Origin of the sequence: Mesorhizobium sp. WSM4906, from assembly GCF_029674625.1 — a bacterium.
Classification (GTDB): domain Bacteria; phylum Pseudomonadota; class Alphaproteobacteria; order Rhizobiales; family Rhizobiaceae; genus Mesorhizobium.
Genome location: NZ_CP121355.1, coordinates 2,224,071 through 2,245,953 on the forward strand (window position 1 = coordinate 2,224,071; position 21,883 = coordinate 2,245,953).

General features: G+C 64.5%; 23 protein-coding genes. 6 read left to right on the top strand and 17 right to left on the bottom strand.

All coding sequences use genetic code 11. The features are described 5' to 3' along the window. Nucleotides 1-44 precede the first annotated feature (44 nt). A complete protein-coding gene (locus tag QAZ22_RS10590; RefSeq protein ID WP_278206709.1) occupies nt 45-599 on the top strand; it encodes a GNAT family N-acetyltransferase in 555 nt (184 codons plus the stop codon). Between the two features lie 139 nt (nt 600-738). Here the strand turns inward: QAZ22_RS10590 and QAZ22_RS10595 are convergent, their stop codons facing one another. From QAZ22_RS10595 to QAZ22_RS10630, 8 genes are all read right to left on the bottom strand, one after another. Next, nucleotides 739-3,225, bottom strand: a complete 2,487-nt coding sequence (locus QAZ22_RS10595) for an EAL domain-containing protein (RefSeq protein WP_278206710.1) — start codon at nt 3,223-3,225, stop codon at nt 739-741. 281 nt (nt 3,226-3,506) lie between these two features. Beyond that, a complete protein-coding gene (locus tag QAZ22_RS10600) occupies nt 3,507-3,905 on the bottom strand; it encodes a DUF1801 domain-containing protein (RefSeq protein ID WP_278206711.1) in 399 nt (132 codons plus the stop codon). A 75-nt stretch (nt 3,906-3,980) separates the two neighbouring features. Further along, nucleotides 3,981-4,430 (bottom strand): DUF1801 domain-containing protein, encoded by a 450-nt coding sequence (locus QAZ22_RS10605; protein WP_278206712.1) that lies wholly within the window; start codon nt 4,428-4,430, stop codon nt 3,981-3,983. After that, complete coding sequence (locus tag QAZ22_RS10610; protein ID WP_278206713.1) at nt 4,430-4,663, bottom strand: hypothetical protein; 234 nt, start codon at nt 4,661-4,663, stop codon at nt 4,430-4,432. The genes QAZ22_RS10605 and QAZ22_RS10610 overlap by 1 nt, the downstream gene beginning before the upstream one ends. Nucleotides 4,664-4,699: 36 nt before the next feature. Beyond that, nucleotides 4,700-5,092: a VOC family protein gene (locus QAZ22_RS10615; RefSeq protein ID WP_278206714.1), complete on the bottom strand. Its 393-nt coding sequence runs from the start codon at nt 5,090-5,092 to the stop codon at nt 4,700-4,702. A gap of 73 nt (nt 5,093-5,165) precedes the next feature. Then, a complete protein-coding gene (locus QAZ22_RS10620; protein WP_278206715.1) occupies nt 5,166-5,576 on the bottom strand; it encodes an SRPBCC domain-containing protein in 411 nt (136 codons plus the stop codon). Further along, on the bottom strand, nt 5,573-5,896 hold the full coding sequence (locus QAZ22_RS10625) for a metalloregulator ArsR/SmtB family transcription factor (RefSeq protein WP_278206716.1): 324 nt from the start codon (nt 5,894-5,896) through the stop codon (nt 5,573-5,575). The genes QAZ22_RS10620 and QAZ22_RS10625 overlap by 4 nt, the downstream gene beginning before the upstream one ends. Before the next feature lie 112 nt (nt 5,897-6,008). Continuing rightward, nucleotides 6,009-6,761 (bottom strand): IclR family transcriptional regulator, encoded by a 753-nt coding sequence (locus QAZ22_RS10630; protein WP_278206717.1) that lies wholly within the window; start codon nt 6,759-6,761, stop codon nt 6,009-6,011. Between the two features lie 205 nt (nt 6,762-6,966). Between QAZ22_RS10630 and QAZ22_RS10635 the strand changes: the two genes are divergently transcribed. The 5 genes from QAZ22_RS10635 to QAZ22_RS10655 all read left to right on the top strand — a co-directional run bounded on the left by QAZ22_RS10635 (nt 6,967) and on the right by QAZ22_RS10655 (nt 12,171). Next, the gene (locus tag QAZ22_RS10635) at nt 6,967-7,944 is read left to right on the top strand and encodes a tripartite tricarboxylate transporter substrate-binding protein (RefSeq protein WP_278206718.1); all 978 of its coding nucleotides are present in this window, start codon (nt 6,967-6,969) and stop codon (nt 7,942-7,944) included. Between the two features lie 126 nt (nt 7,945-8,070). Continuing rightward, nucleotides 8,071-8,607, top strand: a complete 537-nt coding sequence (locus tag QAZ22_RS10640) for a tripartite tricarboxylate transporter TctB family protein (RefSeq protein ID WP_278206719.1) — start codon at nt 8,071-8,073, stop codon at nt 8,605-8,607. Nucleotides 8,608-8,611: 4 nt separating this feature from the next. After that, nucleotides 8,612-10,135 carry a tripartite tricarboxylate transporter permease gene (locus tag QAZ22_RS10645; protein ID WP_278206720.1) on the top strand — a complete coding sequence of 508 codons (1,524 nt, stop codon included), beginning with the start codon at nt 8,612-8,614 and terminating at the stop codon, nt 10,133-10,135. Nucleotides 10,136-10,150: 15 nt separating this feature from the next. After that, on the top strand, nt 10,151-11,335 hold the full coding sequence (locus tag QAZ22_RS10650) for a CoA transferase (protein WP_278206721.1): 1,185 nt from the start codon (nt 10,151-10,153) through the stop codon (nt 11,333-11,335). Next, nucleotides 11,332-12,171 carry a citryl-CoA lyase gene (locus QAZ22_RS10655; protein ID WP_278206722.1) on the top strand — a complete coding sequence of 280 codons (840 nt, stop codon included), beginning with the start codon at nt 11,332-11,334 and terminating at the stop codon, nt 12,169-12,171. The genes QAZ22_RS10650 and QAZ22_RS10655 overlap by 4 nt, the downstream gene beginning before the upstream one ends. A gap of 10 nt (nt 12,172-12,181) precedes the next feature. On the opposite strand, the gene QAZ22_RS10660 is transcribed toward QAZ22_RS10655, so the two are convergent. The 9 genes from QAZ22_RS10660 to QAZ22_RS10700 form a co-directional block, all read right to left on the bottom strand. Further along, on the bottom strand, nt 12,182-12,649 hold the full coding sequence (locus QAZ22_RS10660; RefSeq protein ID WP_278206723.1) for an NUDIX hydrolase: 468 nt from the start codon (nt 12,647-12,649) through the stop codon (nt 12,182-12,184). A 148-nt stretch (nt 12,650-12,797) separates the two neighbouring features. Next, entirely contained in the window at nt 12,798-13,076 is a 279-nt protein-coding gene (locus QAZ22_RS10665) for a hypothetical protein (RefSeq protein WP_278207815.1), read from the bottom strand. A 111-nt stretch (nt 13,077-13,187) separates the two neighbouring features. Further along, complete coding sequence (locus tag QAZ22_RS10670) at nt 13,188-13,880, bottom strand: response regulator transcription factor (protein ID WP_278206724.1); 693 nt, start codon at nt 13,878-13,880, stop codon at nt 13,188-13,190. Then, the gene (locus QAZ22_RS10675; RefSeq protein ID WP_278206725.1) at nt 13,877-16,600 is read right to left on the bottom strand and encodes a sensor histidine kinase KdpD; all 2,724 of its coding nucleotides are present in this window, start codon (nt 16,598-16,600) and stop codon (nt 13,877-13,879) included. The genes QAZ22_RS10670 and QAZ22_RS10675 overlap by 4 nt, the downstream gene beginning before the upstream one ends. Nucleotides 16,601-16,656: 56 nt before the next feature. Next, nucleotides 16,657-17,220: a potassium-transporting ATPase subunit KdpC gene (kdpC, locus tag QAZ22_RS10680; protein ID WP_278206726.1), complete on the bottom strand. Its 564-nt coding sequence runs from the start codon at nt 17,218-17,220 to the stop codon at nt 16,657-16,659. 12 nt (nt 17,221-17,232) lie between these two features. Continuing rightward, the gene (gene kdpB / locus QAZ22_RS10685) at nt 17,233-19,329 is read right to left on the bottom strand and encodes a potassium-transporting ATPase subunit KdpB (protein WP_278206727.1); all 2,097 of its coding nucleotides are present in this window, start codon (nt 19,327-19,329) and stop codon (nt 17,233-17,235) included. After that, nucleotides 19,326-19,580, bottom strand: coding sequence for a hypothetical protein (locus QAZ22_RS10690; RefSeq protein WP_278206728.1), 255 nt, complete (start codon nt 19,578-19,580; stop codon nt 19,326-19,328). Before QAZ22_RS10690 ends, kdpB begins: the two co-directional genes overlap by 4 nt. Further along, nucleotides 19,564-21,267 (bottom strand): potassium-transporting ATPase subunit KdpA, encoded by a 1,704-nt coding sequence (gene kdpA, locus QAZ22_RS10695; protein ID WP_278206729.1) that lies wholly within the window; start codon nt 21,265-21,267, stop codon nt 19,564-19,566. The genes QAZ22_RS10690 and kdpA overlap by 17 nt, the downstream gene beginning before the upstream one ends. 22 nt (nt 21,268-21,289) lie before the next feature. After that, nucleotides 21,290-21,379 carry a K(+)-transporting ATPase subunit F gene (locus QAZ22_RS10700; protein ID WP_040990279.1) on the bottom strand — a complete coding sequence of 30 codons (90 nt, stop codon included), beginning with the start codon at nt 21,377-21,379 and terminating at the stop codon, nt 21,290-21,292. Nucleotides 21,380-21,883: the final 504 nt, after the last annotated feature.

Here is a 21,883-nt window from a genome sequence, read left to right on the forward strand (position 1 = left end):
GCACTGATTTGCTAAGCGCTGCCGCCTCAATGGAGGGGAATGCCATGAGCATTGGAACGGAAGCAGGCGTGCCGATCCTCGAGACGGCGCGGACCGTGTTGCGGGCGCATCGGCTCGATGATTTCGAGACCTATGTCGCGATGTGGGCCGATCCCGGGATCACCCGTTTCATCAGCGGCAAGCCGCGCACCCGCGAGGAAAGCTGGATGCGCTTCCTGCGCCATGCCGGGCTCTGGTCGCTGCTCGGCTATGGGTTCTGGGCGATCGAGGACAAGGCGACCGGTCGCTTCATTGGCGAGGCCGGGTTCCACGATCTCAAGCGCGAGATCGAGCCGTCGATCGAAGGCGTGCCGGAAGCCGGCTGGGCGCTGGCCTCCGTCGTACATGGCCAGGGGCTTGCCAGCGAGGTCGTCGGGCGCATCGTCGCCTGGGGAGACGCGGTGTTCGGGCGAGCCAGGACCGTCTGCATCATCGATCCCGACAACGGCGCTTCGCTCAAGGTGGCCGAAAAGAACGGCTATCGCGAAATACTGCGGACCACCTATCACGACAAGCCGACGATCCTGCTGGAGCGACAGGCCGGAGGGGCGACAGGCTAAAGCGCGTCGCGATCCTTCGGATTCGCTCCCTGCGCTTTAGGCTTTTGATTTTGCGCATGTCTTTGTTCCGAAACCGGTTCACACTTTCGGGAGACATGCTTTAGGAGCGGTTCGGAAAGAAGAATCGCCGACGACCGTTTCAACCGACCTTACGGTGCAACGTCTGCGCCAAGCCTTCCCAGGAATCCGCGCTTGCGCCCCCGTCGATCCGGCCGCCGAGGAAAACCGTCGTCGCGTCGAACGGCTGGGGCCTTGCGATCGCATAACCCTGCGCGTGGTCGACACCGATCGTTCGCAAAGCCTCCATGATGCCCTCGCTTTCGACGAATTCGGCGATCGTGCGTTTTCCCGTCACCTTGCCGATGTGGTGGATCATCTCGACCATGGCGCGGTCGATGCGGTCGTCCAGCATGTCCTTGACGAAACCGCCGTCGATCTTGAGATAATCGACCGGCAGGTGCTTCAGATAGGCGAAAGACGACATGCCGGAGCCGAAATCGTCGAGGGCGAAGCGGCAGCCCAAGCCGCGCAGGTCGGCGATGAAGCGCATGGCTTCCGTCAGGTTGGCAATGGCGCTGGTCTCGGTGATCTCCAGGCAGATCGTTCCGGGCGCAATGCCATGGGCGGCCAACTGCTCGCGCATGAAGCCGAGGAACGTCTCGTCGCCGAAGCTGGCGCCGGAAAGGTTGATGGCGCAGGTGGATATCGGCATGGCGCGCGGATCGGCAAGCCTGGCCGCGAGAATTCGGAATGTGTTGCGCACCACCCAGCGGTCGATCGCCGGCATCAGCCCGTAGCGCTCGGCCGCGGGGATGAAACTCTGCGGCGTGACGAAGTTGCCGTCCTCGTCGGTCAATCTCAGCAAGATTTCGATGTGCGCGCCAACCTCGGCGACATTCTCACGCAGCGGCGAGATCTCCTGCGCATGCAGCCTGAAGCGATCCTCGTCGAGCGCGGCATGCAGGCGCTGGACCCAGGCCATCTCGCCGAAGCGTTCGCGCAGCGCCGTATCGCTGTCGCTGTGAAGCTGAACCCGGTTGCGCCCCTTTTCCTTCGCCATGTAGCAGGCGACATCGGCGGCGCGCAGCACTTCCTCCAGCGACATGCCGCAATCGGCGATCTCGACCATGCCGATGCTGACGCTGATGTTGAAGGGCCGGCCTTCCCAGGAAAAATGCAGATCCTGGACGGTGGCGCGCAGCCGTTCCGCCGTGGCGACGGCGCAGCCGGTGTCGCAATCGAAGAGCAGCACGCCGAACTCATCGCCACCAAGCCTGGCCAGTATGTCGCCGGTGGGCAACTCATTGAGGAGCAGCACCGAGATCTGGCGCAGCAGCTGATCGCCGGCCGCATGGCCGCAAGTGTCGTTGACCAGCTTGAACTGGTCGAGGTCGAGATACATCAGCGCATGCGTGCGCGGTCTCTCCGGCGGCTCCGCAATCGCGCCTGCCAGCCGGGTCTCGAAGTCGCGGCGGTTGACGAGACCGGTGAGCGCATCATGCGATGCTTGCCATGACAGGCGCTCGATGAAGTCCTGCTCGCGGGACATGTCGTGCAACGCGAGAACGGCGCCGACAATCTTGCCGGAGACGCTGAGCGGCGCACCGTTGAGCGCGACAGGCACGACCGAACGGTCGGGGCGCTCCAGGAGCTGCGGCCGCACGTTGGAACGGCGCGGCTCGCCGGCCAGGAGGCGCGGTATCAGGTCGATTTCCTCGACACCGCTGTCCTTGTCGATCAGCCGGAACAGCGAGGCGACGGGCTTGCCCTTGGCGGCGTCCAGAGGACAGGCTAGCAGGCGCTCGGCGACTGCATTCATGTAATCCAGCCGCCCGGCCGCATCGGTGCTGATGACGGCCTGGCCGATCGAGGCCAGCGTGATCTGCGCGCGCTCGCGCTCGGCGTTCAAGGCGCTTCGGAAGGCCTGCCGCTGAGCCATCAGCTTTCGCGTGCGCCATACCGCCAGCAGGATAAGCAGCGCCGCGGTGACGAGGTTGGCGGCCGTCAGCGCCATCTTGATGACGCGCGAGCCTTCGCCGAGGCTGTCGGAGAAGGCCTTGGACAAGGGTCCGATCCGGTCATCGAGCTGGTGGATGTCGGCTTTCCAGGCGCTGATCTCCGCCTGCGACGCGGGGCCTTCTTCGAGCCTTCTGTGCATATCGTCGCCAAGCTTCTCGATGGCGAGGATCATCTCGTCGGCCTCCGTCCAGTGCCGGATGGCGATGTCGAGGTAGCTGACGCGACGGAAATTCCGAAACAGCCAGATCAGGCCGGCAACGTCGTCGGCATGGTTGTTGCCGCCGAGGAAACCCAGCCGCGCCGCTTCGGTGTCAGGGTTGGTCTTTTCGAGCGCAAGCCTGGCCGAGCGATCGGCGAGCGGCACGGCGATGGCCTGGCGGTATTCGCGGAAATATTCCGCGTTGCCGGTATCAGCATAGAGGCTGAGCAAATAGATGGCGTGCTTCTGCCCCTTCGACCATTGGCTCTCGCCGCCGACATAGGCGCGAACGGCCGATAGTGTATAGAGGCTGAGGCTGGCCACCAGGGCCTGGATCAGGACGACCACGATGAAAGGCCAGACCAGCCCGATGAGACGAGGGCCGGCATCCGTCGACGAGAGCTTCATCGCATTTCCATGGAGCCTGCCGCAACCCCGTCGGCGTCTGTCCGAACGGTTCATCCGTCGGTTGAGACGATGTTCTTCCCCTCATGTCTGCCGGCAATTGGCGACACCAATCCAGATAGCGCGCCTGGTTTAACAGCCGATAAATTCCGGCAGTATTTGTTTTCGAAATTCTTCGACAAAACAGCTGGCGGCGTACGCTACGTCATGTGGAGATTTCCGCACCAGTATCGCCTGCCGAGTTGCTCTCGCCAGAATGAAGTCGAATGGGCGCGCCCAGCGATTCAACGTTTGGATTTTGCCTTGTTCAGAGCTACCGCTGCGCGGACGAGAGCCTTGAGCGCTTCCTCATCGATCTCCTCACCCTCGCGAAAATCGATGGCGCGCCTCGTGTTGCCTTCGAGGCTGGAGTTGAAGAGCCGTGAGGGATCGGGCAGCGCCGCGCCCCTGGCGAAGGTCAGCTTGACGACTGCCTTGTAGGTCTCGCCGGTACAGATCATTCCGGCGTCCTCCCAAACCGGCACCCCGCGCCACTTCCATTCCTCGGTGACGTCTGGATCGGCCTGCTTGATCAGGGCACGGAGGCGGCCGAGCATCTCACCCCGCCAATCGCCCAGTTCCTCGATGCGTCCATCGATGAGCTCGGAAGGAGATTTGCTTTCCTGCACGCCACGTTTCTCCATCTGTGTTTCTTCTGCCGGATAAATGGATCGCCGGGATGGCTCTTCAGGCGGAACCGTGCTTGATCGACAATGCGCCTACATTCGTTCGCCTGGCAATTGGCTTGCCTGTTTCACCCAGGAGACGAACTGCGCTTCATCGAGCTGGTCGTCCTCATGGATGTGGAAATAGCGCGTGTCATTGCTCTTAGATTCGCCGGGCGGCACGGGCTTCAGCGACATGCCGCGAAAGAAGGCGACCTTGATGTATCCGGTGAAACAGTGGATGCCGAGAAACCAGCCTTCGCCTTCCATCCCGTAAAACGGCGAGTTCCATTTGACGGCCTTCTGCGCGTTGGGAACGGCGTGCATGATGAGCTGGTCGAGCCGGCGGCCGACCTCGCTCTTCCACCCTGGCATCGCTGCGATATAGGCCTGCACGGGGGCGTCGCCATAGCCCTTGGCGATCTGCGGGTTGCCGCCCGAGAGCAGGACGAGTTTCGCGCCAATGGGCCCAGCGGCAACCTTCGGCGATTTCGTCTTCGCCATCAGGCCGATCCTACGCGCTCGCGCGCCAGCCCACCGCGCCATCTGGCGGCATAGGGCAGCACGAACATATAGAGGCCGCTGAACAGCAGCAGGAAGAGCGGCAGGAGCGGAGAGTAGACCACCCAGGCCGGAGGCTCGCCCAATGCCATGGCGACGAAGTTAGCGATGACGGTCATGGTAAAGATGATCGACAGCCAGCGATGCAGTTGCCTGATCCATTTGCTCCAGTCCAATGCTGCCTCCTCTGAAAGAACGAATGAAACGCCGGCTTACCAACGCGCCAGCTCGGTGATCTGGATGAGATTGCCGCAGGTGTCGTTGAGCTGCGCGATCGTCGAGCCGGTCACCTCGGTCGGCGCCATGGCGAAGCTGCCGCCATTTGCCGTGATGCGCTCGTGATCGCCGTTGATGTCGTCGGTGAACAGCATGAGCGCCGGCTGGCCCTGCTTGAAGATGGCCTGCTGGTAGGCCTTGGCCGCCGGATTGTCATTCAGCGCCAATTGCAGCTCCGTGCCGTCCGGGTCGTCGGGCGAGGTGACCGTTAGCCAGCGAAACGGCCCGTTGGTGAAATCGGCCTTCTTGTCGAAACCCAGCACGTCCGTGTAGAAGCCAAGAGCCTTCTCCTGGTCGTCGACATAAACACTTGTCAGCTTGATCTTCATCGCATTTCTCCATTGCTCGCGCCGCAGGTTGCCCGCCAACGATTTCTGCTTTTTGAACCCTTTCGGCGGGACTTCAGTCGATCCGCGCCAGGACCTCTTCCAGGGCTGTGAGGAACCTTTGCCAACCAACGGTGGCGCCCCGGTAGTAGGATTGCTGATCGGTGCGGAAACCCGTCTGCTCCATGCGCAGATGGGTGCCCGTGCCCGTCGGGGTGAGCGTCCAGGTGACGACGCTCTCCAGATCCTTGGTGTCCCAGGTGTAGGACAGCGTCTTGTATGGCTCGACCGCCTGGACCTGACACTCGACGCCTCCCCAGTCCGCGCTGAGTTCGAAACGGTGGTCTACGACCGGCTTGAAGTCGTTCTTCATCAGCCACTCCTCGATGAGATGCGGTTGGGTCAGCGCCCGCCAGATCTTTTCCGGCGGGTAAGGGATCTCGCGCTCGACGACGACGGAGCGCGTTCCGGCCGGCATATCGTTCATTGATCCATCCTCTTCAGCAGATCCTCGAGATCGTCGAACCGGCTCTCCCAGAACCCGGCCATCTGACGGGTCCAGTCCATCAGCGGCGCAAGTGCTGCAAGCTGCGCGCTGTAATGGGTCTGCCGACCCTCGTGGCGGTCGCGCACCAGTCCGGCTTCCTTGAGGAGGCCGAGATGCTTCGAGACCGCCGGCTGCGAGACACCGGCCTGCGCCGTCAGCGCGCCGACCGTCTGCTCGCCTTGGCGGCACAGACGCTCAAAAATGGCGCGCCTTGTCGGATCGGCAAGCGTCCGGAAGAGCATATCATGCGCGTTCGACATCTGGATCAATAACCTAATGGCTATTGATTGATCTATAACCAATGGGATATGTAAGAGTCAAGCGGAAGTGGATGTCTGACTTTAAGCCGGCGCGCTCTCGATCGCCACGCGCTTAGCCGGCGGCGCCCATGTCGCGGCTTGCTTCATCCAGCATCGAGGCATCCTCGCCGAAGGCGCGTGTGGCGCGGGCGGCAGCTTCGAGCAGCGGGCGCTTCATGCGCGTGAGGAAAGCCGCGTCGACCCGCGTGCTCGGGCCGGCGAGCGTGAGCGCGCCGACCAATGTCCGCCCTGGTCCGAACACGGGCGCGGATATGCCTGCCGTCTGCGGGTCGCGATCACCGACCGAAATGTAATTGTAGGTTTTCCGGATCGTCTCGTAAGGCTCGCCCTGCTCGCCCGAGAAGGCGGCAAGCACCCGTCCGCCGGAGCCCACCAGCAAAGGCAGCACGTCGCCTTCGCGTATCGTATAGCGGATCGGGTGCTTGGACTCGACCCGGTAAAGACATGTGCGCACGTCGCCAGAGCGGACGTAGAAGGCGACGCTCTCCCAGCTGCGCTCGGAGAGATCGCGCATGATCGGCAGCAGGATATCCATCGCCACGACCGAGCGCTGGTAGAGCGCACCGAGCCGGAAGGTGGCCGGTCCGATGCGATAGCGTCCGTCCTCCAGACGCTCCAGCAGTTGCCCGCGCATCAGCGAATTGGCCAGCCTCAGAATCGTGCTCTTGTAGAGGCCGGTGCGGGCCGCGATCTCGGCGAGACCGAGCGACCGGTCGGCGGTGGTGAACGCATCGAGGATGGCGATCGCGCGATCGAGGGCCGCAACGCCGTCGGCCTGGGCGGGGCTGGGAGGAGTGGCTGTCATTTCGGGTGATGGTTTCATCTTGGGTCGCCCATCCGGGAGTGATCCCGGACATGCGGATTTAGTCCGGTCCGTATCGTTCTGTCCAGCAGAATGGCATTCCCGTTGACAGAACGCGGTAACAAATGCTTGAACTCGAATGCGGGGTCTTAATTCAGGCCACGTCTTGGCAGGCACCGGAGGAGGTGTCGTGATTTGGAGGAATCCCATGCTGAACAGACGCAGATTCTTGACCAGCACCGCCGCGGCCGGCGCTGCCGGTTTCGCCGCTTTGCACCTCACGCCGGCCTTGGCGCAGGACATCCCGCAGATCCAGATATTCGTGCCGGCGGCACCCGGCGGCGGCTGGGACCAGACCGCTCGCACGATCGACCAGGTGCTGCGCTCCGAAAAGCTGATCTCGGGCTCGCAGATCACCAATGTCGGGGGCGCCGGCGGCACGGTCGGCCTGCCGCAATTCGTCAACCAGTGGAAGGGCAAGGGCAATTCGCTGATGGTCGCCGGCATGGTCATGGTCGGCGCCATCATTGCCAACAAGGCCGCCAACAACCTGACCGAAGTGACCCCGATCGCCCGCCTCACCGGCGAGTTCGAGGCGCTGGTTGTGCCGGCCGCCTCGCCATTCAAGACGGCTAATGATTTCGTCGCCGCGCTCAAGGAGGATCCGACCAAGGTTCCGGTGGCCGGCGGCTCAGCCGGCGGCTCCGACCACATCCTGTTCGGCCTGATCGCCAAGACGGCCGGCGTCCCCGCGGCCAACCTGTCCTATGTGCCTTTCGCCGGCGGCGGCGAGGCGTTGTCGGCGCTGCTCGGCAACCAGGTCGCGGCCGGCATTTCCGGCTATGGCGAGTTCTCCGAGCAGATCAAGGCGGGCGCGCTCAGGCTGCTGGCGATCTCGTCCGACAAGCGCCAGGAAGGCATCGACGCGCCGACCCTGAAGGAGGCCGGCATCGACGTCGAGCTGTTCAACTGGCGCGGCGTCTTTGCCCCGCCCGGCGTTTCCGACGAAGACAAGGCGGCGATGATCAAGCTGGTCGAGACCATGGCCAAGAGCGACGCCTGGGCGACCGAGTGCAAGAACCGCAACTGGACGCCGATCCTGCTGACCGGCGACGACTACGCAAAATTCGTTTCCGAAGACACGGCCCGCATCGGCGCCATCCTCAAGGATCTCGGCCTCGCCTGAGTTCCGGCCCGCGCGATGTCCGAAGGGGGCAACGTCCCCCTTCGGAACAGCGTGGACAGATGATCGAGCGGCGGTGAAACTGCGGCGATGCCGGCGACTGCAAGCCGGCCATCCGGGGAGGAGACCATGAGCACCAGCGACCAGCAGGCGTCACCGCCGCGCCCTGCCGTACCGGAAATGTTGATCGGCATCGGACTTCTGGCCTGCGCCGGCGCGGTTGCCTGGCAGACCCTGGCGATCCCGGCGTCGCCGCTCTATTCCAAGGTCGGTCCGAAGGTCTTTCCCTACATCACCATGGCCGGCATGGTGGTCCTGTCGCTGCTGCTCATCTTGGCCGCCCTGCGCGGCGGCTGGCAGCCCGAGGAAGAAAAGGAAACGCCGACCGACTGGAAGGCGATGGGTTTCGTGATCGCCGGGCTCGTCGCCAATCTCGTGCTCATCCAGCCGCTCGGTTTCACCGCCGCCTCGGTCATCATGTTCGTGCTGGTCTGCTTCGGCTTCGGCAGCCGGCATCCGCTGCGCGACGCGCTGCTTGGCCTGGTCCTGGCGCTGGCGGCTTATTTCGGCTTTGCCAGGGCGCTCGGCGTCAACATCGGCGCCGGCCTGATCGAGAACCAGCTCAATGCGTTGATCAACGCCGTCTTGGGCATCGGGAAGGGCTGAGGCGATGGACACGCTCGGTTATCTCGCGCACGGATTCGCGGTCGCCTTCACGCCGACCAATCTCTTGTGGTGCCTGCTCGGCACGACGCTCGGAACCGCGATCGGCGTGCTGCCCGGCCTCGGGCCGGCGCTGACCATCGCGCTGCTCCTGCCGATCACCTACCAGGTGGCGCCGGAGGCTTCCTTCATCCTGTTTGCCGGCATCTATTACGGCGCCATGTACGGCGGCTCGACGACCTCGATCCTGCTCAACACGCCGGGCGAAAGCGCAACGATCGTCACTGCGCTCGAAGGCAACCGGATGGCGCGCTCGGGGCGTGGCGGCGCGGCGCTTGCGACCTCGGCGATCGGCTCCTTCGTGGCCGGCACGCTCGGCACGCTGGGCGTCGCCTTCCTGGCGCCGATCGTGGTCAAGTTCGCGCTGGCCTTCGGGCCGGCCGAGTATTTTTCGCTGATGGTGCTCGCCTTCATCACCGTTTCGGCGGTGCTCGGCTCATCCTCGGTGCGGGGGCTCACCAGCCTGTTCGGCGGCTTCGTCATCGGCATGATCGGCGTCGATCTGCAGACCGGGCAGCCGCGCTTCACCTTCGGCATGGGCGAATTGCTCGACGGCGTCGACGTCATCGTCGTCGCGGTCGGCCTCTTCGCGGTCGGCGAGACGCTCTACATGGCCTCGCGCCGCTATGCCGGCAGGGACGAGATCGTGCCGCTGAAGGGCTCGCTCTACATGACGGCTTCCGAGTGGGCGCGCTCGTGGAAGCCGTGGCTGCGCGGCGCCGCGATCGGCTTCCCGATCGGCGCCATGCCGGCCGGCGGCGCCGAGATCCCGACCTTCCTGTCCTACGCGATCGAGAAGAAGCTCTCCAAGCACAAGGAGGAATTCGGCACGGTCGGCGCCATCGAAGGCGTCGCCGGGCCGGAAGCCGCCAACAACGCGTCCGCCGCCGGCGTGCTGGTGCCGATGCTCACGCTCGGCCTGCCGACCTCGGCGACCGCGGCTATCATGCTGTCCGCCTTCCAGAGCTACGGCATCAATCCCGGGCCGCTGCTGTTGACGACCCAGGCCAACCTCGTCTGGGGTCTGATCGCCAGCCTGTTCATCGCCAACGTCATCCTGGTCATCCTGAACCTGCCGCTGATCGGCCTGTGGGTGCGTCTGCTGAAAATCCCGGCGCCGCAGCTTTATGCCGGCATCCTGGTGTTCGCCACCGTCGGCACCTATGGCATCTCGCAGTCGCCGATCGACCTCGTGATCCTCTATCTGCTGGGGATCGCCGGCTTCCTGATGCGGCGCTTCGATTTCCCGACGGCGCCCGTCATCATCGGCATGATCCTCGGGCCGCTCGCCGAGACGCAGTTTCGCCGGGCGATGACGATCGCCAATGGCGACTGGACGGTGTTCTACCGGCACCCGCTGTCGCTCACGCTTTTGACGCTCGCCTTCGTCGGTCTCGTCGGTCCGCATGTCTGGGCCTATGTCGAGCACCGGCGCACGCGCGGGCCGGAGCATGTGCCAGGCGATGCCTGAGCGATTGCCAAGATCATGACAGACCTGCTTTCCGGCATCCGCGTCCTCGACCTCACCAACGTGCTCGCAGGCCCTTACTGCGCCTACCAGCTGGCGCTGCTCGGCGCCGACGTCATCAAGGTCGAGGCGCCGCCGGGCGGCGATCTCGCGCGCCAGCTCGGCGCCTCGCCGGAACTCAACCAGGCGGGAATGGGCGCATCCTTCCTGGCGCAGAATGCCGGCAAACGGTCGGTCGTGCTCGACCTGAAGAAGGTGGAAGAGCGCGACCGCTTTCTCGATCTCGTCGCCACCTCCGACGCGCTGGTCGAGAATTTCCGGCCCGGCGTGATGGATCGGCTCGGTCTCGGGCACGAGAGGCTGAAGGAAGTCCGGCCGAGCCTCGTCTATTGCGCGATATCCGGGTTCGGCCAGACCGGACCGATGCGCGGCAACCCTGCCTATGACCAGATCATCCAAGGGTTGTCGGGGATCATGAGCATAACCGGCACGCCGGAGACCGCGCCGTTGCGCGTCGGCTATCCCGTCGCCGACACGCTTGGCGGGCTGGTCGGGGCCTTTGCGATCGCCGCGGCGCTTGTCAGGCAGAAGACGAGCGGCGAGGGCGCCTTCCTCGACGTCTCGATGCTCGAATGCACGCTGTCGGCGCTGGGTTGGCCGGTGTCGAATTATCTGACGGCCGGCGTCGAGCCGCGGCCGATGGGCAACGAGAACATGACGGCCGCGCCCTCGGGAGCCTTCCGCACCGGCGAAGGGCTGCTCAACATCGCCGCCAACAAGCAGGAGCAGTTCGTCACCCTTTGCGGGCTGATCGGACGCCCTGAACTGGCGTCGGATCCGCGCTTCGCCGAACGCGAGACACGCAAGGAGAACCGGGCAGCGCTGAAGGCGTTGATCGAGGAAGCGCTTGCCGGCGCCTCGGCCGCGATCTGGGAAGAAAAGCTCAACCGGGCCGGCGTGCCGGCGGGACGTGTGCTGACGATCCCGCAAGTGCTGGAGGAACGCCAGGTGACGGAGCGCGGCATGGCGACCCGCTTCCAGCATGTATCCGGCATGGAGGAGCCGCTGACGGTGGTGCGCGGCGGCTTCATGGTCGACGGCGCGGCACCGGCGCCCGCCCGGCCGCCACCGCGGCTCGGCGAGCATCTGGACGAGGTGTTCGCCGCGTTGCCGGCGAGCGACAAAACGAGGGCGCGAGCATGAGCGCGGAGAAGAAGACCGGCCGCGAGCGTGGCGAGGAATGGTGGCAGACCGGCATCATCGAGATGCATCCCGGCGTGATCCGGCTGCGCGGCTACGAGATCCAGGACCTGATCGGCCGAGTCAGCTTTCCGGCGATGATCTGGCTGATGCTGCGCGGCGAATTGCCGAGCGAGGAGCAGGCGGCGCTGCTCGGCATCGCGCTGGGAGCTGCCGTCGATCACGGCCCGCAGGCGCCCTCGATCGCGATCGCGCGCATGGCCGCCACTTGTGGCGTCGGCATCAACAACGCCATGGCCTCCGCCATCAACGTGCTGGGCGACGTGCACGGCGGCGCCGGCGAGCAGGCGCTCGCCTTATATGGCGACATTGCCGCCGCGATGGATGGCGGCGCAGGTCTTGCGGAAGCGGTGTCGGCGCGGCTCGATCGTTTCTTTGCCGAGGAGAAAGGCTATGTGCCCGGCCTCGGCCATCGCTTCCATCCAATCGATCCGCGGGTGCCCCGCCTCATGGAACTGACGCGCGCGTTTGCCGCGCGCGGCAGCGTCAGCGGGCGCTTCGCCGGCATTGCCGAGGCGATCGAGGCGGAGGTCGCAACGCGCAAGGGCAAGACGATCCCGCTCAACATCGACGGCGCCACCGCCGTCATCTATGGCGAGCTCGGCTTCCCGCCGCCACTGACGCGCGGTCTCTTCGTGCTGTCGCGCTCGGTCGGCATCCTGGCGCATGCCTGGGAGCAGTCGCAGGAGAGCGACCGCAACAAGGGACCGCTGCCCAAGGAATGGCTATGGGCTTATACCGGCACGCCGGCACGGCCTTTTCCTGGCGACGCCGATTAAAGAGATTCTGTCAGGCCGGAACGGTCGCCGGGATCGTCAAATCCCTGAGCAGCGTCGAAAGCTCCGGCTCGTCGATGAGCAAGGCGGCATCGGCAGGCGGCAGCCAGGCCCGCTGTCGGTTCGCGGCCTCCCGCCAGTCGGTCATCTCCTCGGTGACCTCGAGCAGATAGACGGCCACGTCGACGCGAATGAAACCGTTGGCCATGCGTTTCCAGTAGGAATAGGTGCCCGCGGGCTGCTTCAGCGCCTTGCCCAGCACGCCGGCCTCTTCCTGGGCTTCGATAGCAGCCGCCTTGCGCCCGCTCTTGCCCTTCATCGGCCAGCCCTTGGGGACGATGAAGCGCCTGGTCGTGCGTGAGGTGACCACCAGCACCTCGATGTCGCCGTCTTCGCGCAGACGAAAGGGGATGGCCGCCACCTGGCGGATCCGTGCTCCTTTCTTTGCTCTGCGTACCGCTTTCTTCTTGGCTGTTGCCATCCCAAAATCCGATGAGAGCAGCATCCGCCCCGCGCGTCATGCGCGTACGGCAAAAGCCTTACCCCTGCAAACCCCAAAACCATCGTCCTTGCAATCCGGCATTTTGCCAGCAAGTAAGTCGGCTAAATAAACGGAAAAAGCCGGAATGTCAGCGGCAGACCCGCGAAATCGTGGTGCCAATTACCTGGGACTGGCAATTCTGCTTGACGATCGGCACTTCAGGGCGAGGCTTCGGCGCGATCTGCCGGTCCTGTTCGCGGTATAGCTGCTGCTGTTGCTGGAACTGCTGCCGCTGCAGTTGGTTCCGGAGTGTTTGCAGTTCGTTCTGTTGGATCAGCGCGTTGCGGTTCGTCGGGATGACGACCTGAGCCGAGGCGTTTGAAGCCACACCCCAAAGGGTAGCAGACACCACGGCCGCCGAGGTCATAATTGCCAAAAAGCGAGGATGCGACATTGCTTCCTTCCCGCATGAAAAAACGGAACCTGCCCATAATATAGGGGATTTGTCCGGATGTACCATGGTTCAGGCTTGCGTCAGCTAGTCGACCTCACGCAAGCGATAGCCGACGCCGGTCTCGGTGATGATGTAGCGCGGCTGGTCCGGCGTCTTCTCGATCTTCTGCCTCAATTGGCGGACATAGACCCTTAGATACTGCACGTCGGTCGAATCGTTCCAGATCTGCTTCATCAGGAATTGGTGGGTGAGCACCTTGCCGGCATACTGCACGAGCATGCGCAGAATGTCGTATTCCTTGGGCGACAGCTTCACTTCCTTGCCTTCGACCTTGACGATGCGTTTCACCAGGTCGACCGACAGGTCTCCGGTCTGGAATACCGGCTTCTCGCCCTGCTGCTGGAACTTGTGGCGCAGCGCCACGCGGATGCGGGCGACCAGCTCATTCATGCCAAAGGGTTTTGTCACGTAGTCGTCGGCACCGAGCTCGAGCGCCGAGACGATGCCGGCCTCGTCGGTGCGGCTCGAAAGGATGACGACCGGAATGTCCAGGCCGTCGTTACGCCATTTGCCGAGAAGCTCGAGGCCGGTCATGCCGGGCAGACCGAGGTCGAGCAGGATCAGGTCGGGCCGTTCCGCCTGCACGAACTCGATTGCGGCCTTGGCATTCGGCGCCTCGGAGACCGTATAGCCCTGGCTGCCGAGGCCGACCCGAAGCAATTTGCGGATCGGCGGCTCGTCGTCGACGACCAGGATGCTGACGTTCTGGCTGGTCATGCGGCGTCATCCGTCTTGGCGACGGCCAAGTCCGGAATTTCCTCCGGAACCGGCATGCGGATGGTGAAGATCGCGCCCGGCCGGTCGGTGCGGTTCGCCGCCGAGATCGCGCCGCCCATGGCCTCGATGAAGCCCCGGCTGATCGACAGACCGAGACCCGTGCCGGCGCGGACCTGGTCGCGCTTGCGCACGCGGTAGAAGGTGTCGAAGATGCGCTCGAGGTCGTCGACCGGAATGCCCGGTCCCTCGTCCATGATCTGCAGGATGACGGACCCGTTGTCGAGCCAGCCTTGCAGGCGGATGGCCGAGCCTGGCGGCGCATATTTCGCGGCATTGTCGAGAAGATTGAACAGCACCTGCTCGAACAGGACAGGGTCGAGGCGCAGCATCGGCAGGTCCGGCGGAATGTCGGTGTCGATCCGATGCTCGCCGGTGATCTTGCGGGCCCGATCGAGCGCCGAGCCGACGATGTCGCCGACATAATGGAAGGCGTAGTTCGGCTCCATCGCGCCCGACTCGATCTTGGTCATGTCGAGCAGGTTGGCGATGAAGCGGTTCAGCCGCTCCGATTCGTCGACCACGGTCGACAGAAGGTCTGCGCGATCCTTTTCGGGAAGGGCGGCCGCATATTCCCGCAGCGTGCCGGCGGCGCCCATGATGGCGGCAAGCGGCGTCTTCAGGTCATGCGAGATCGAGGTGAGCAGCGCCGTGCGCAGCCGGTCCGCTTCCGCCGCCAGCCTGGCACGGTCGACATCGGCGACAAGCTGGATGCGCTCGATGGCGACCGCCGCCTGATCGGCAAGCGCGTCGAGAAGACGCTGCTGCTCGGACGTCAGCAACGGGCCTTGCCTGTCGTTGTCGAGGCCAACGACGCCGACCGCCGTGCGCCCAGTCCGCAAAGGGAGGTAGAGACGCTTCGCGCCGGGCAGCGTGTCGGCGCCGCGGCCGGCCGGGCGGTCGTGCTCCCAGGCCCAGCGGGCGGCGGCGATGTCGGCCTCGGCTAGCGTGTCGTCCGGCGGGTAGCCGGCCTTGACCGTGATCGTGCCGTTTTCCGGCAGAAGCAGCACCACGCGCACTTTCAGCATGGAGGCGATCTGGAACGCGGTGGCCCACAGCACGTCATCGAGCGTGCCGGCGCCGGCGAGCTTCTTGGCGAAGGAATAGATGTCCTCGGTTGCCCGTGCACGCGAGCGGGCGGCGACCGCCTGGCGCTGCACGCGCGCCGTCAGATTGCTGGCTATGACGGCGACAACGAGGAAGGCGGCAAAGGCGACGATGCTCTCCGGGTCCCTGATCGTCAGCGTGTAGCGCGGCTCGAGGAAGAAGAAGTTGAAGGCAAGGGCACTCAGGAAACAAGCGTAAAGCGCTGGCCAGAGCCCGAAGGTCACCGCCGACGTCAGCACGGCCAGGAGCAGGACGCTTGCCAGATTGCGAACATCGAAAAACTGGTCGAGAACCGAGCTGATGGCCAGTGCACCGGCTACATAGGCCGTGGAGAACAAATAGGGCCAGATCTGGAAAGGCTTCTGCTCGGCGGCCGCTTTAACCCTTGTCGAAGGCGTCCCCGCGTCGCGCTCGGTGCCCGAAATGACATGCACGCTGATGTCGCCGGCATTGCGGATCAGATCATAGGTGAGCGAGCCCTCGATCAGTTCCCGCCAGCACGAGCGGGTCGGCCGGCCGATGACGATATGAGTGAAGTTGTTCGCCGTCGCGTGGCGCACGATGTCCTGGGCGACGTTCTGGCCCGGGATAGTCGCCACCTCGGCGCCGAGCTGCTCGGCAAGGCGCAGGTTCGTCGCCAGCCGGTCCTTGTCCTCCTCGGACATGCCGGCCAGGCGAGGCGTGTCGACATGCAGCGCCGTCCAGGGCGCGCGGAGCCGGTCGGCAAGCCGGCGTGCGTAACGGATGCGGGCGGCTCCGCCGGGACGCGAGTCGACGCAGACGAGGACCCGTTCGCCGGCGGCCCACGGTCCCGGAATGGCGTGGGACTGCATGTGGTTGAGCAACTGCTCGTCGACGCGCTGGGCGGTGCGTCTCAACGCCAGCTCGCGAAGCGCGGTCAGATTGCCCGGCGAAAAATAGTTCTCGATCGCACGCTGCGCGGTTTGAGGGAAATAGACCTTGCCTTCATGCAGCCGCTGGATCAGGTCGTTGGGGGTGAGGTCGATGACCTCGATGTCGTCGGCCTCGTCGATGATGGAATCGGGAACGGTTTCGCGCACCCGGACGCGGGTGATCTGTGCCACGACATCGTTTAGGCTTTCGACATGCTGGATGTTGAGCGTGGTGTAGACATCGATGCCCTGCGACAGGATCTCCTGCACGTCGAGATAGCGCTTGGGGTGGCGGCTGCCGGGCGCGTTGGTGTGGGCGAGCTCGTCGACCAGAACCAGCGCCGGGCGCCGTTTCAGGATCGCGTCGATATCCATCTCCTCGAGGACATGGCCGCGATATTCGACCTGGTGGCGCGGGACCACCTCATAGCCGTCGACCAGCGCCTGGGTCTCCTTGCGGCCGTGCGTTTCGACAACGCCGATCACGACGTCGATGCCGTCGGCCCGGCGGGCGCGGCCCGCCATCAGCATCTCGTAGGTCTTGCCGACGCCGGGCGCGGCGCCGAGGAATATCCGCAGACGGCCGCGACCCTCCCGCTCAGCGTGCTCGAGCAGCGCGTCGGGAGATGGTCTGTTCTCCGGGTTTGTCCTGTCGTCCGGCATCAAGTCCAATCATGAATTGCGCCGGGGGTCGTGTCGATCCCCGGCACGGGTGCTGATTATTTCAGGTCGTCGAGCGCGAGATTGAGCGCCAGCACGTTGAGCACCGGCTCGCCCATGAAGCCAAGCTCGCGATCCTCGACATGGCTGCCGACGAGCGACTTCACCTTGGCTTCGTCGATGCCCCTGGCCTTGGCAATCCGCGGCACCTGGAAATAGGCGGCTTCGGGGCTGATGTCTGGGTCGAGACCGCTGCCCGAGGTGGTGACGAGGTCCATCGGCACCGGCGCGCTCGGGTTCTCGGCCTTCAACTTGTCGGCGTCGCCCTTGATGCGCTCGATCAGCTTCGCATTGGTTGGTCCAAGATTCGAGCCGCTGGAGGCGGCGGCGTTGTAGCCGTCCCCGGCGGCCGACGGCCGGCCGTGGAAATAACGGTCGCTGGCGAAGGCCTGGCCGATCAGTTCGGAGCCGATGACCTTGCTGCCCTTCGTGATCAAGCTGCCATTGGCCTGGTTGGGAAACAGCGCCTGGGCGATGCCGGTCATGCCGATCGGGTAGACGAGGCCGGTAAGCACCGTGAAGAAGACGATCATGACAAAAGCGGGTCTGAGTTGCTTGAACATCGGAACAGATCCTTAAGCGAGGCCGAGGGCGGTGACGATCAGGTCGATCGCCTTGATGCCGACAAACGGCACGACGATGCCGCCGAGGCCGTAGACGAGAAGGTTGCGGGTAAGCAGCGCGCCGGCGCCGATGGCGCGGTACTTGACGCCCTTCAGCGACAGCGGGATCAGCGCGATGATGATCAGCGCGTTGAAGATGATGGCCGACAGGATGGCGCTTTGCGGCGTCGCCAGATGCATGATGTTGAGCGCCTGCAGCGGACCGGCGGACTGGCCGGGCGCGACGTAGAAGACCGCGAACATCGCCGGGATGATGGCGAAATACTTCGCCACGTCGTTGGCGATCGAGAAGGTCGTCAGCGAGCCGCGCGTCATCAGCAGCGCCTTGCCGATCTCGACGATCTCGATCAGCTTGGTCGGATCGCTGTCGAGGTCGACCATGTTGCCGGCTTCTCGCGCGGCGACCGTGCCGGTGTTCATGGCGACGCCGACGTCGGCCTGGGCGAGCGCCGGCGCGTCATTGGTGCCGTCGCCGCACATGGCGACCAGCTTGCCCTTGGCCTGCTCCTCGCGGATCAGCGACAGCTTGTTCTCCGGCGTCGCCTGGGCGAGGAAATCGTCGACGCCAGCCTCGGCGGCGATCGCGGCCGCGGTCAGCGGATTGTCGCCGGTGATCATCACCGTGCGGATGCCCATCTTGCGCAGCTCCGCGAAACGCTCGCGGATGCCGCCCTTGACGATGTCCTTGAGATGGACGACGCCGAGCAGGCGGCCGTCACGCTCGACCGCCAGCGGCGTGCCGCCGGCCTTTCCGATCTCGTCGGCTATGGCCTGCAGGTCGCGGATCGTCTCGCCGGTGGGACGCGTGCCGTGAGCGGCGACGGTCGCCTGGTTGACGTGAGCCAGCACCGCGTCGACCGCGCCCTTGCGCACGGACGAGCCGTCGATATCGACGCCGCTCATGCGGGTCTGCGCGGTGAAGGGCACGAAGGCCGCGTGCAAGGTCGCCATATCGCGGGCACGGATGCCGTATTTCTCCTTGGCGAGCACGACGATCGAGCGGCCTTCCGGCGTTTCGTCGGCGAGCGAGGCAAGCTGCGCCGCATCGGCCAGTTCCTGCTCTGTGACGCCCTTGACCGGCCTGAACTCGGTCGCCTGGCGATTGCCGAGCGTGATGGTGCCGGTCTTGTCGAGCAGCAGTGTGTCGACGTCGCCGGCGGCCTCGACGGCGCGGCCGGACATGGCGAGCACGTTGAAGCGCACCAGGCGGTCCATGCCGGCGATGCCGATGGCCGAGAGCAGCGCGCCGATCGTGGTCGGGATCAGCGTCACGAACAAGGCGACGAGGATCGTGACCGGGATATCGCCGCCGGAATAGGAAGCGAAGCTCGGGATGGTCGCGGTCGCCAGCCCGAAAATCAGCGTCATGCCGACGAGGAGGATGTTGAGCGCGATCTCGTTCGGGGTCTTCTGGCGCTCCGCACCCTCGACCAGCGAGATCATGCGATCGAGGAAGGTGTGACCGGAGGCGGCGCTGATGCGCACGCGGATCCAGTCGGACAGCACCTGCGTGCCGCCGGTGACGGCCGAACGGTCGCCGCCGGATTCGCGGATGACGGGCGCGGATTCGCCGGTAATCGCCGCCTCGTTGACGGAAGCCACGCCTTCGATCACCTCGCCGTCCGAAGGGATGATGTCGCCGGCTTCGACCAGCACGATGTCGCCGACCTTCAGGCTTGTGCCGGGCACCAGCTTGAACTTGCCGCGATCCTCGCCGTTGACGAGCAGCTTGGCCTGGGTCTCGGTGCGCGCCTTGCGCAGCGAGTCGGCCTGAGCCTTGCCGCGGCCTTCGGCGACGGCTTCGGCGAAGTTGGCGAACAGCACGGTGAACCACAGCCAGATGATGATCTGCAGCGTGAAGCCGAGATCGCCGCCACCGGTGATGAGGTCCTTGACGAACAGAACGGTGGTGAGCGCCGAGACGACGGCGACGACGAACATCACCGGGTTCTTGACCAGCGTGCGTGGATCGAGCTTGCGGAAGGCGCCGCCGATGGCGGGCACCAGGATGCGGGCATCCAGAATGCTCGCGGATTTGGACTGGCTCATTTCGAGGCTCCGGTATCGGTGATGTTGGACGGCGCCGGGTGTTCGGTCTTCGGGAACAGGTGCGGAAGGCCGGTGGCCAGCAGCCACAGCACCAACAGCACCGCCGCCATGCCGAGAAAGGTTGAAAGCGTCGGGAAAGGTCGAGGTTTCTCGTCCCTTCCGTTGTCGGGCGCTCCGTCACCGGCCTGGTGACGGTCATGCGCGCGTATGTCGTTGAAGCGGAGCATGGTCATCTCAGAAGGTCTGTCCATGGATCATCGCCAGATGCTCGACGATCGGACCGACGGCGAGCGACGGGAAGAAGGTGAGGCCGCCGACGATGACGATGACGCCGACCAGCAGCCCGACGAACAGCGTGCCGTCGGTCGGGAAAGTGCCGGCCGAAGCGGGCACGGTCTTCTTCGCCGCCAGCGAGCCGGCAATGGCCAAAGCCGGAATGATGACCAGGAAACGGCCCATCAGCATGCCGATGGCACCCGTAAGGTTGAACCAGGGCGTGTTGCCGGTGAGTCCGCCGAAGGCCGAGCCGTTATTCGCGGCCGACGACGTGTAGGCATAGAGCACCTCGGAGAAGCCGTGCGGGCCGCCATTGGCCATCGAGGCCACGGCGCTCGGCAGGACCACGGCGATGGCCGTGAAGATCAGCATCGCCAGCGGCAGACAGAGGATGGCGAGCATTGCCATCTTGACCTCCTTGGCCTCGATCTTCTTGCCGAGATATTCGGGCGTGCGGCCGACCATCAGGCCGGCGACGAAGACGGCGACGACGACGAACATCAGGATGCCGTAGAAACCGGCGCCGACACCGCCGACGATGACCTCGCCGAGCTGCATGTTGATGATCGGGATCATGCCGCCGAGCGCGGTGAAACTATCATGCATGGCGTTGACGGCGCCGCAGGAGGCGGAGGTGGTGATGACCGCGAACAGGGCCGAGAGCGCGATGCCGAAGCGGGTCTCCTTGCCCTCCATGTTGCCGCCGTCGATGCCCAGCGCATGGACGAGCGGATTGCCGGCGGCCTCGGCCCAATAGCAGACGATGACGCCGGCTATGAACAACACACCCATCGAAGCGAGGATCGCCCAGCCCTGGCGCTGATTGCCGACCATGCGGCCGAAGACGTTGGTGAGACCGGCGCCGAGCGCGAAGATCGTCAGCATCTGGATCATGTTGGAGATCGCGTCCGGATTCTCGAACGGATGCGCGGCATTGGCGTTGAAGAAGCCGCCGCCATTAGTGCCAAGCATCTTGATGGCAACCTGCGAGGCGACCGGTCCGAGCGCGATGGTCTGCTTGGCGCCTTCCAGCGTGGTGGCGTCGACATAAGGCCCAAGCGTCTGCGGAATGCCGAGCCAGACATAGACCAGCGTCAGCACGATACACATCGGCAGGAGCACGTAGAGCGTACAGCGGGTCAGATCGACCCAGAAATTGCCGATCGACTTGCCCGAGGCACGAGCGAAGCCGCGGATCAGCGCGATCGCGATGGCGATGCCGGTGGCGGCCGAGACGAAATTCTGGACTGTGAGGCCTGCCATCTGCACGAGGTAGGACATCGTGCTTTCGCCGCCGTAGTTCTGCCAGTTGGTGTTGGTGACGAAGCTCGCGGCGGTATTGAAGGCGAGCTGCGGGTCGACCGCGGTCATGCCTGCCGGGTTGTAGGGCAGCACGCCCTGCAGCCGCTGCAGCGCGTAGAGAACGAGAAGGCCCACAAGGTTGAAGAGCAGCATGGCCGTCGTGTAGACGGCCCAGTGCTGTTCCTCCCGCTCGCTCGTTCCGGCGAGGCGATAGAGGCCGCGCTCGATCGGAACAAGCGCCGGCGACAGCAAGGTTCGGTCACCGCTGAAGACGCGGTACATATAGCCGCCGAGCGGCTTCACGAGCAAAAGCAGGATCCCGCAATAGAGGAGGATCTGTATCCAGCCGTTGAGTGTCATGATGTGACCTTCCGTGCGCCAATCAGAAGCGTTCTGGGCGAATGAGCGCGTAGGTGAGATAGGCAAGCAGGAACAAGGTCACCGCGCCGCCAAGTATGTAATCAAGAAGCATGATCCGATCGCTCCGCTCAGATTCTGTCGCAGGCTTTGACGTAGGCTAAGGACAAGACGAAGAATAAAATCCCGATCCCGAGAACAATGAGGTCCATTTCAGGTGTTCCTTGCTTTCCATTTGTGTTTGCAGCCCGCTCGGGCAGGCTCAAAACTGCACGCGACCGCGCATCACTTTGGCGATGACGGCGATCAAAGCGTTCTTTCGAAGGGAAATATGGACCCGATCGCCATAAAGGTTCGAGACGAGGCGGGCGGGAAAGATATAGGAATTTTATAGGGATTTTGGGCGGCCCCGTCCGAAGGTCCGGTTGGTTAATGTGCGTTGGCAGATTCCATGCCTTGGCGACTGGCCGAAAACGCCTATCGCGTCGTCATCCACGGGCGGAGCAAGGAGCGAAGCGACGCGCGCAGACCCGAGGATCTATGCCGTGACTTGGAAGCGCCGCGGCGGTCCAGAATTCCGCACCCTTGCACACTTCGGTCCAGGTAAGGGCATGGATTC

What these genes read in the sequence shown, in the direction of transcription:
- kdpA (WP_278206729.1), bottom strand. Translation starts at nt 21,267, where the DNA reads ATGACACTCAACGGCTGGATACAGATCCTCCTCTATTGCGGGATCCTG.
- QAZ22_RS10665 (WP_278207815.1), bottom strand. Translation starts at nt 13,076, where the DNA reads ATGACCTCGGCGGCCGTGGTGTCTGCTACCCTTTGGGGTGTGGCTTCA.
- QAZ22_RS10625 (WP_278206716.1), bottom strand. Translation starts at nt 5,896, where the DNA reads ATGTCGAACGCGCATGATATGCTCTTCCGGACGCTTGCCGATCCGACA.
- QAZ22_RS10630 (WP_278206717.1), bottom strand. Translation starts at nt 6,761, where the DNA reads ATGACAGCCACTCCTCCCAGCCCCGCCCAGGCCGACGGCGTTGCGGCC.
- QAZ22_RS10660 (WP_278206723.1), bottom strand. Translation starts at nt 12,649, where the DNA reads ATGGCAACAGCCAAGAAGAAAGCGGTACGCAGAGCAAAGAAAGGAGCA.
- QAZ22_RS10590 (WP_278206709.1), top strand. Translation starts at nt 45, where the DNA reads ATGAGCATTGGAACGGAAGCAGGCGTGCCGATCCTCGAGACGGCGCGG.
- QAZ22_RS10640 (WP_278206719.1), top strand. Translation starts at nt 8,071, where the DNA reads ATGAGCACCAGCGACCAGCAGGCGTCACCGCCGCGCCCTGCCGTACCG.
- QAZ22_RS10700 (WP_040990279.1), bottom strand. Translation starts at nt 21,379, where the DNA reads ATGCTTCTTGATTACATACTTGGCGGCGCGGTGACCTTGTTCCTGCTT.
- QAZ22_RS10605 (WP_278206712.1), bottom strand. Translation starts at nt 4,430, where the DNA reads ATGGCGAAGACGAAATCGCCGAAGGTTGCCGCTGGGCCCATTGGCGCG.
- QAZ22_RS10690 (WP_278206728.1), bottom strand. Translation starts at nt 19,580, where the DNA reads ATGGACAGACCTTCTGAGATGACCATGCTCCGCTTCAACGACATACGC.
- QAZ22_RS10635 (WP_278206718.1), top strand. Translation starts at nt 6,967, where the DNA reads ATGCTGAACAGACGCAGATTCTTGACCAGCACCGCCGCGGCCGGCGCT.
- kdpC (WP_278206726.1), bottom strand. Translation starts at nt 17,220, where the DNA reads ATGTTCAAGCAACTCAGACCCGCTTTTGTCATGATCGTCTTCTTCACG.
- kdpB (WP_278206727.1), bottom strand. Translation starts at nt 19,329, where the DNA reads ATGAGCCAGTCCAAATCCGCGAGCATTCTGGATGCCCGCATCCTGGTG.
- QAZ22_RS10675 (WP_278206725.1), bottom strand. Translation starts at nt 16,600, where the DNA reads ATGCCGGACGACAGGACAAACCCGGAGAACAGACCATCTCCCGACGCG.
- QAZ22_RS10600 (WP_278206711.1), bottom strand. Translation starts at nt 3,905, where the DNA reads ATGGAGAAACGTGGCGTGCAGGAAAGCAAATCTCCTTCCGAGCTCATC.
- QAZ22_RS10655 (WP_278206722.1), top strand. Translation starts at nt 11,332, where the DNA reads ATGAGCGCGGAGAAGAAGACCGGCCGCGAGCGTGGCGAGGAATGGTGG.
- QAZ22_RS10615 (WP_278206714.1), bottom strand. Translation starts at nt 5,092, where the DNA reads ATGAAGATCAAGCTGACAAGTGTTTATGTCGACGACCAGGAGAAGGCT.
- QAZ22_RS10670 (WP_278206724.1), bottom strand. Translation starts at nt 13,880, where the DNA reads ATGACCAGCCAGAACGTCAGCATCCTGGTCGTCGACGACGAGCCGCCG.
- QAZ22_RS10620 (WP_278206715.1), bottom strand. Translation starts at nt 5,576, where the DNA reads ATGAACGATATGCCGGCCGGAACGCGCTCCGTCGTCGTCGAGCGCGAG.
- QAZ22_RS10645 (WP_278206720.1), top strand. Translation starts at nt 8,612, where the DNA reads ATGGACACGCTCGGTTATCTCGCGCACGGATTCGCGGTCGCCTTCACG.
- QAZ22_RS10650 (WP_278206721.1), top strand. Translation starts at nt 10,151, where the DNA reads ATGACAGACCTGCTTTCCGGCATCCGCGTCCTCGACCTCACCAACGTG.
- QAZ22_RS10595 (WP_278206710.1), bottom strand. Translation starts at nt 3,225, where the DNA reads ATGAAGCTCTCGTCGACGGATGCCGGCCCTCGTCTCATCGGGCTGGTC.